General features: G+C 74.1%; 5 protein-coding genes. 2 read left to right on the top strand and 3 right to left on the bottom strand.

Annotated features, from left to right (window positions below; all coding sequences use genetic code 11):
* On the top strand, window positions 1-2,108 hold a 2,108-nt coding region (locus tag BU198_RS43510), incomplete at its 5' end, for an ABC transporter permease (RefSeq protein ID WP_188300043.1).
* 205 nt (window positions 2,109-2,313) lie between these two features.
* Window positions 2,314-3,501, top strand: coding sequence for a cytochrome P450 (locus BU198_RS30200; RefSeq protein ID WP_188300042.1), 1,188 nt, complete (start codon window positions 2,314-2,316; stop codon window positions 3,499-3,501).
* 55 nt (window positions 3,502-3,556) lie between these two features.
* On the opposite strand, the gene BU198_RS30195 is transcribed toward BU198_RS30200, so the two are convergent.
* The 3 genes from BU198_RS30195 to BU198_RS30185 all read right to left on the bottom strand — a co-directional run bounded on the left by BU198_RS30195 (window position 3,557) and on the right by BU198_RS30185 (window position 8,454).
* The gene (locus BU198_RS30195) at window positions 3,557-4,327 is read right to left on the bottom strand and encodes a hypothetical protein (RefSeq protein WP_188300041.1); all 771 of its coding nucleotides are present in this window, start codon (window positions 4,325-4,327) and stop codon (window positions 3,557-3,559) included.
* Window positions 4,299-5,540, bottom strand: coding sequence for a hypothetical protein (locus BU198_RS30190; protein WP_188300040.1), 1,242 nt, complete (start codon window positions 5,538-5,540; stop codon window positions 4,299-4,301). The genes BU198_RS30195 and BU198_RS30190 overlap by 29 nt, the downstream gene beginning before the upstream one ends.
* 100 nt (window positions 5,541-5,640) lie before the next feature.
* Entirely contained in the window at window positions 5,641-8,454 is a 2,814-nt protein-coding gene (locus tag BU198_RS30185; protein WP_188300039.1) for a hypothetical protein, read from the bottom strand.
* Between the last annotated feature and the right edge of the window lie 33 nt (window positions 8,455-8,487).

Raw genomic sequence — 8,487 nt, 5'->3', positions numbered from 1 at the left:
ACCGGATCTCCGGCCTGGCCGCGCCGCAGAGCGCCGGCCCCACCGCCTGGTTCGCCGACGACACGGCCGGCCGGCTCTCCGGCCACCCCGGCCGCGTCGACGCCATCGCCGTCCAGCCGGGCGAAGGCGTCAGCGCCACGGACCTCGCCCGGCACCTGCGCGACGCGCTGCGCGACACCGCCGACCGGACGGCCACCGGGGCTTCCCCCACCGGGATCAGGGTGGTCACCGGCGACGCCCGGGGCTCCGTCGAGCAGCCGGCGCTCGGGGACGGCCGGACCCTGCTCGTCGCGATCGGCGGCTCCTTCGGCGGCACCGCGACCATGACGGCCGTCTTCGTCGTGGTGTCCACCATCGCGCTGGCCGTCGGCCAGCGGGCCCGCGAGTTCGCCCTTCTGCGCGCCGTCGGCGCGACGCCCCGCCAGATCCGCCGCACCATCGCCACGGAGGCGGTGCTGGTGGCCCCCATCGCCGGGGTGATCGGCCTCATCCCGGGCGTGGTGCTGGCCCGTTGGTGGTTCGACGGCCTCGCCTCGCGCGGCGCCGTCCCGAAGGGCGTCGAACTGGACGTCGGCCCGCTGCCCGCGTTCGTCGCCGTCGCCACCTGCCTGCTCGCCGCACTCGCCGCCGGCTACCTCGCCGCCGGCTACCTCGCCGCCAGGCGGCCCTCCAACCTGCGTCCCGGCCAGGCGCTCGGCGAGGCGTCGGTGGCGGTGGGACGAGCGGGCGTGGTGCGAACCGTCCTCGGCGTGCTGGCCGTCACCGGCGGCCTGGTGCTGAGCGTGGTCGCGGCCGGTCTGAGCGGCGAGAGCGCCGCCAACACCGCGCTCGGCGTGGTCATGTGCTTCCTGGTGGCCGTCGCCCTGCTCGGCCCGTGGGTGGCCCGAGCCGCCACCGGGGTACTCGGCCTGCCGCTGCGGGCGGGCGCCGGCGGCACCAGCGGCTCGCTGGCCGCCGACAACGCCCGCGCCAACGCCCGCCGGCTGACGTCCGCGCTCACGCCCATCGCGATGGTGACCGCCTTCTGCGGCACCATGCTGTTCATCCAGAGCACCGTCCAGCACGCCGCCGGCGAGCAGGTGCGCGACGGCATCACCGCCGACCACGTGCTCGGCTCCACCGGCCCCGGCCTGCCCGCCACCATCGCCGAACAGGCCGCCCGGGTGCCCGGCGTCGACGCCGCCGTGGGCGTGCTGCGCAGCGGCGCCGTCTACCGCTCCGACGGCAAGCTCCGCTCCGCCAACGTCCTCGGCGTCTCCGGCGACCCGGCGAAGCTGCCCCGGGTCCTCGACCTGGCGGTGAGGACCGGTTCGCTCGCCGACCTCGCCCGGGGCACCGACACCGTCGCCCTCGACACGGCCCTGTCCGACAAACTCGGCCTGAAGACCGGCGACCACGCCTCGTTCTGGCTCGGCGACGGCACCCAGGCCCGGCTGACGGTCGTCGCCACCTACGAACGCGGCCTCGCCTTCGGTCAGTTGGTGCTGCCCCGGGCGGCCGTCGCCGCACACGCCGGCGTGGCCTACGACAGCCAGGTCCTGGTCGCGGACGCCCCCGGTGCCGACCGCGCCGACATCGCCGCCCGGTTGGCGAAGCTCCCCGCCGAGACCGCCGCAGCCGTAACCGCCAACGCAACCGCCAACGCAACCGCCACCGCCACGGCCGTCGGACTCACCGTCGCCGACCGCGCCGGATACCTCGCCCAGACCGACCGCAGGCGCGAGGCCGGCGACTGGGCGAACTCCGTGATGGCGGGCGTGCTCGGCGGCTTCGCGGCGATCACCGCCGCCAACACCCTGGTGATGACCGCCCTGGACCGCCGCCGCGAGGTGGCCCTGCTGCGCCTCGTGGGCGCCACCCGCCGCCAGGTGCGCGGCATGATGCGCTGGGAGGCCCTGCTGGTGGCCGCGGCCGGGCTGCTGCTCGGCAGCGTGATCGCCTGGGTCACCCTGGTGCCGATCGCCCGTGGCCTCGCCGGTACCGCGCCGTACGTCCCGCCGGGCACCGCCCTGTCGCTGGCCGCCGCGGCCGTGGTGCTCTGCCTCGCCGCGACGGCCCTGCCCGCCCGGGCCCTGCTGCGGACCCGCCCGCTCGCGACGAACGACTGAACCACGTCCGGGCCGGCTGGTCCCGGTTCGCTGCCCCGCGGGGGAGGGGCAGCGGGAGGGGGCAGGGGGCGGCTCCGGTCCGTGGGAGGGGGCGCGCAGGAGGCCTCCGCGCGCCTGCTCGCTGCACAGGATCGCGGCCGAAGCGCGCAGCGGCACGGGCACCTGGGTATCGGGAAGTGGGTATCGGGTGATCACGGGAGGTTCCATGAGTGAGCAGGAAGTGCCGCCGGTCTCGATCTTCTACCGTCGCGACGGGCTCGACCCGGGCACGGCCCTGGGCGAGGTCCAGCAAGGGGAGCAACCGGTCCGGCGCGTCCAGGACTTCTGGCTGCACCGGGACGGTGAGTTCTGGCTCGTCACCCGGCACGCCGACGTGCGGCGCGTGCTGGCCGACCAGGAGACGTTCGCGATGCACGACCCGGAGCGCGCTCCGGTCCTGCCGAACGAACTCCTCAACATGGACGCGCCGGAGCACACCCGGCTGCGCCACGTCCTGACGCCGGAGTTCACCGGGAGGCGGATCCGCGCCCTGGAACCGATGATCCGCACCCTGGTCGACGAGCTGATCGACGCCATGGAGTCGCGCGGCCGGACCGCGGACCTGATGGACGACTTCGCCCTGCCGCTGCCGCTCGGGGTGATCTGCGCGATGCTCGGCGTTCCCGACCCCGATCAGGGGGAGTTCCACCGCTGGTCCCGCACCACGCTGGATCTCGGACTCCCCATGGAGGAACGGCTCGCGGCCGGCCGGGAAACGCACGCGTACGTGGCCTCCCTGGTCGCGGAGAAACGGCGCAGCCCGGACGACGGGATGATCGGCATGCTCGTCCGGGAGCACGGCGGCGCGGTGTCGGACTCCGAACTGGTCGGTGTCGCCGAGCTGTTGCTGCTGGCCGGCCATGTCACCGTGTCCAACACGATCGGCCTGGGTGTGCTCGCCCTGCTGTCGCACCCGGAACAGGGCGACCGGTTGCGCGACGCTCCCGAGGGCGATCCGGTGATCGACGCCGCCGTCGAGGAGCTGCTGCGGTACCTGTCCGTGTCCAGCACCGCGATGGCCAGGACCGCGCGGTGTGACACCGAGATCGGCGGCGTGCCGATCAAGGCCGGCGAGCAGGTCGTCTGCCAACTGCCGGTGGCCAACCGCGACCCGGCGCTCGGCGCCGGGATGGACCGCTTCGACATCGCACGCACACCCGTGTCGCACGTGACCTTCGGATACGGCCCGCACCACTGCCTCGGCGCACCACTGGCCCGCATCGAACTGCGGATCGCGGTGCCCGCGCTGCTGCGGCGGCTGCCGGGCCTCGCGCTCGCGTGTCCCGCCGAGGACGTGCCCTACCGCGTCAACAACGAGGTCTACGGCCTCCACGCGCTGCCCGTCACCTGGTGACCGGCGCCGTCGGCCCGCGGTCCGCCAGGACCCGGCCCGGCCCGGCCTGGCAGGGTCAGACGGGCGGCAGCAGGTCGCTCTCGCTGACGGTGTACGTCAGCCCGGGGTAGACGAAGTCCGTCTCCTGGTTCTCGCGGCGCCGCAGCCGGTAGAACTCGTGCCGCTGCTCCTCGTCGGCCGACGTGAGACGCGCACCCTGCGGCAGGTACGCGTGCCCGTCCCGGAACCGGACGATGGTCTTCGACGTCCGGAAGGTGACACCCAGCCACGGGTTGTCCGCCGCCCGGGCGGGCGCGTCCCACACGATCCTGTGCCTGAGCCGCCGGTTGGTGCCGACGGAGAACACGACGACACCGTGGTGGGCGAGGGGGAGCTCGAACGTCTCGCCATCGGGCCCCTTGGATTCGACGATCAGCTTCCTGGTCGGGTTCGGATCGGGGCGTTGGTAGCAGGAGAAGACGGCGATGAACGACGCGTCGGCCAGATCGAGGGCCTGGTCGGAATGGCCGCCCATGGTCCGGTAGGCGTTCGTGTAGCTCTCGACGAGAGCGTTGTTGAAGCCGGCCGGGAGTGCCGCGCGTTCCCGGATCCGTCGCGCCAGCCGTTCGTGTACCGGCCGGAAGCGCTGCGCCGGGCTGCCGTAACGGGTGGTGGTGCGGACGAGCGGCACGCCACCCGTCTCGTCGGTCCTGGTGAGCACGGCGCCTCGCCGGCCCTTTCCCGCGTCCTCCCAGCGGACCGACGCGGACAGCTCGGCGAAGAGGTCGCCCTCGGTCGGCAGGGTGTACGAGAGGATCTCAGCCGAGATCCCGGACTCGGGGGGCACGGTAGTCTCCGGTGTTCATGCTGAAGGGGAACGCGTCGCCGTAGTCGATGAAGGACGAGGTCCTGTTCTCCTCGGCGTACAGCCTGCGCAGCTCGTCCAGGCCGGCCTGCGTGGGTGGCCTCAGTTTCACCAGGTCTCCGCCTTTCTTGAGGAACGTCCGGCCGTCCCGGTGGACGGCTTCGGCGTTCGAACAGCGCACCACGTACCCCAGGCGGGTCGGGAGCAGTTCGGCGTCCAGTGCCGAGGGCCGGATCTCGTGGGTGTAGAGGCGGTTGGTGGACAGCGGCATGAAGAACACGGAGCCGGGGTGGAGCGTCAGCGTGAACCGGTCGGGGAGCGCGGCTCCGTCGCGTTCGCTGGCCGGCTCCTTGAGACGGAAGCGGAGTCGGGTCAGCCCGCTGGCACCCTTCACGCCGTGGTCGAAGGGGTCCTCGGCCAGGGGCCGCAGCCTGTCGAGCCCGTCGTAGAAGGTGCAGAAGGCCATGATGCCGTTGGCGGGCATGTCCTTGGTCTTGTCGGCATGGGCCGAGATCCTGGCCTTGGACTGCTTCCGCCCGTCCGTGGCAAGGGTGTTGTGGTAGATCTGCGCGAGCACGTGATTCAGTGGCGCCTGGTTCCGGAAGACGGCGGCGGCCTCGCGGTTCAGGGCGTCGACGATGTGGGTGTCGGTCGGGCGGAAGCCCTCGGTCGGCCCCGAGAGGTTCGTGGAACACCGGAGCAGGCGGAAGTGCAGTCCGTCGCCGTCCCGGGTGACGGGCGTCAGGTAGATCCCGCTGCGGTGGGCCTTCCCGGGCTTGGTGGACTCCGTCAGGGACTGGAACGCGTGCTCCGCGCGGATCCGTCCGAAGTGATCGGCGTCGGGTGCGAAGAAGCGGTGGTAGTACACGCCGACGCCGTGCACGCGGACCGGGACCCGGCCGAGGCCGACGACGGGCCAGCGTCCGCCGACGGCCTCGTGGGAGCCGTGCGAGAGCTCCCGGACGACGAACACCCGGGCGGCCGCGCGCAGGTGGTGTTCACTGAGCCCGGACAGGTCGCCGCACAGGTAGACGGTCTTCCGCGCGAGGTCCGGTGAACCGGAGGCGAGGTCCTCCGGCGTGATGGTGGACCCGAGGAACTCCCTGACGACGTCGTGGTCCCGCACCGCCGAAGGCGCGACCAGGACGGTGCCGGAATCCTCGACGCGGGCTTGCGTCGGCTCTGTTGTGGACATCGGACCGCACCTGCCGTTCGCAGATCGTGGTGGATTGCTCGAACCGTGGACACGGCGACGGCCCGCACTCTGTTCCCTCGCCCGCGGAGCCGCCGCACCGTCACGGCTCCTCCCCGGCCCGCAGTTCGGTGGCGACCTGACGCCGGCCGGCGACCAGTGTCTCCACCACCACCCCGAGCCCGACCAGCAGGGCCAGTCCTGCGGTGGGCAGCAGCACCGGCAGCAGCGTGGGGGTGACGACCTCCCCGACCCTGGCGCCGACCAGCGACGAGATGTCGAACGCGCCGCCCAGCAGGGCGACCGCCGCGGCCGCGACCAGGCCGCCGCCGACGGCCGCCGCCAGGGTCTGCGGCAGCGCCTCGGTGAGGATCAGCGCCAGCCCCTGCCGGGGCCGCAGGCCCATGGTGCGCAGCCGGGCGAGCAGGGCCGTGCGGTCGGCCGCGGCCCGGAACAGCGTCAGCAGCACGGCGAGCAGGGCGTATCCGGCTCCGGCGGCGGCCGCGTACCAGAACAGCCGCCCGGCGGCGTGCTGCAGCGGGTCGTCGCCGAGCGCGGCGGCGGCCTCCCGGCTGCTGTGCACCGTGTATCCGGCGGGCAGGCCGTGGGCGTCCTTGCCCCCGGCCGTGGCGTTGTCCGCGATCAGCCTGGCCAGGCCGACGGGCGGGGCCCCGCTGTTGTCCCGCAGGGTGGCCCTGACCAGGTCGGGGTCGACGTCGCCGGCGGCGAACCACTGGTTCACCCGCTTGGCGTCCGGCAGCCGTTCCCAGGTGGGGCCGGCGGGGACGACGACGAACGGCTTGCCCGGGTCCGGCAGTGCGGGGGTGGCGCCGACGACACCGGCGACGGTGAGGTGCAGGTCGTTGCCGTTGAGCGTGCGTACCCGGGACGGCCCCGCGGCCAGGCGCCCGGCCAGGTCGCGGCTGACCAGGGCGGGCACCGGGGTGTCCCGGCCGCCGGGCGTCCCGGCCAGCTTCGCCGGATCGAACCCGTCGGCCCCGAGGGTCCGGGCGATCTCGGCGTACGCCGTCGGGTCGGACACCACCACCAGGGAGGCCTCGGTGTCGTCGTGGTCGGCACCGACGAAGCGGGCCTTGGGCTCGGTCCAGACCCCGGTCGCGGCCCGGACGCCGGGCAGGGCGGCGGCGGCCCCGGTGAACGACTCGGTCAGGGTGGCGTAGTCCGGGACGGCGACGCCGATGTCCCCGCCGGTGGCGATGCGCGCGGCGCGGGTCCGCACGTGGTCGACGGTGTCGAGCACGGTGGCGCCGAAGCCGGTCGTGGTGACGGCGATCAGCAGGGCGAGCAGCGGCAGCACGGAGGGCTTGCGGCGGCCCGAGCCGTCGCGGGCCGCCCGGCTGAGGCCGAGGAAGGCGATCAGGCCGCGGCCCCGGCCGGCCAGGGTGGCCAGCCGACCGACCAGCACCGGCTCGGTCCGGGCGAGCAACAGCCCTCCGGTGACGGCGAGCAGGAGCGGCGCGGCGACCAGCAGCGGGTCCACCCCGGCCCCGGAGTGACCGACGCCCCGGCGCCGGACCTCCGCCACGGCCGCGACGGTGAGCGCCAGGACGGTGAGTTCACCGACGAGTCGGCGCCGTCCGCCGGCCGGCCGCTGACGGGTCCGCAGCAGGGCCGCGCGAAGGGGGAAGGCCAGCAGCGCGATCAGGGTCGCGACCAGGGCCGACAGCACCGCGCGTTCCCACCGGGGGGTGGGCAGCAGCACCAGGGCGAGGGCCGTGCCGAGCACGGCGGCGGGCAGGACGACGACCGCACCTTCGGCGAGCAGCCGGCGCAGCACCCCGGTGCGGGAGCCGCCGCGGGCCAGCAGCAGCCGGATCTCGGCGGCGCGCCGGTCGGTGGTGAGCACGGCGGCCAGGAACAGCACCACGGTGGCGACGCCCGCGACACCGGCCGGGCCGATCGCGCTGAGCGGCAGCGAGGCCTGGTAGCGCTCGTCCGCCAGGGTGAGGATCTCGAACAGGCCCGAGGTGGTGTTCAGGTCGGCGCGCTTGACCGCTTCGCCCAGGGCGGTGGCGTCGCGCCCGGTCAGGAGGGAGCTGATGACGTCGCGGGTCTCGTCGAGCCGGTCGGCGCGCAGCGAGGCGGGATCGACGGGCAGCCGCCAGAAGTTCTCGGCGGTCGCACCCCAGCGGACCAGCGCGGGCAGGCTGTCGCCGTCGACGAACCCGCTGGTCATCCAGTGCTCGTGGTCGGGCTTGGTGTTCAGGCAGGCGCGGGCCGGGCAGCCGAGGTCGTCCCAGAACGGGTCCTGGGGGTCGTTGACCCGGTAGAGGCCGACCACCACGGTGGTCCGTCGGGCCCCTGAGCCGTCGAAGCCGATGTCGATGACGTCACCGAGCCTGATGTGGATGGTCTCGGCGGCCTTCGCGCTGATCACGATCGGCAGCGGACCGCCGTCGGTGGCGGTGGTCGGCCAGGTGCCGTCGGTGAGGGTGGCCCGGGCGGCCAGGTCGTGCAGGTAGAGCAGGCCGAGGACCGGATAGGGCTCCTTGTCCGAGAGGTGGGCGTACCCCGGATTGCTCATGGAGTGGTCGCCCATGGCGCGGGCACCGTAGGCCAGGCCCGCCTGGTCCAGGGTCAGCCGCCGGCCGGCCTGCTCGGTGAGCTGCCGCTGCACCAGGCCGAGTTCACTCGCGTTGTCCTTCTCCCGCGTCCTGGAGGTGGCCTGGAGGCTGGTCGGGTCGGGGCCGCTCCGACGGACGAAGTCCTGGAGCGCCGTGTCCGCGCCCCGGTCCATGAGGAGGGGGAGGGCCGCCGCGAGGAAGACGGTGACGAACGCGAGGCCCGCCACGAGCAGCGCCGCCGTCGGGTTCGCCCGCAGTCTGGTGCGGACCCAGCGCGCGGGGCGGTGGGCAGGCCCGGGGGTGGGCACGCGGGTGCCGGTCCGGGTGGTCACGTCGCCCCCACGTGACGCGGTCGGTCGGCCACT

The sequence above is a fragment of the Streptomyces sp. CBMA156 genome, assembly GCF_014596515.1.
Taxonomy (GTDB): Bacteria; Actinomycetota; Actinomycetes; order Streptomycetales; family Streptomycetaceae; genus Kitasatospora.
Note: the sequence above shows the minus strand (reverse complement) of the source record. Positions and strands in the feature narration are given on the sequence as shown.

What these genes read in the sequence shown, in the direction of transcription:
- BU198_RS30200 (WP_188300042.1), top strand. Translation starts at nt 2,314, where the DNA reads ATGAGTGAGCAGGAAGTGCCGCCGGTCTCGATCTTCTACCGTCGCGAC.
- BU198_RS30190 (WP_188300040.1), bottom strand. Translation starts at nt 5,540, where the DNA reads ATGTCCACAACAGAGCCGACGCAAGCCCGCGTCGAGGATTCCGGCACC.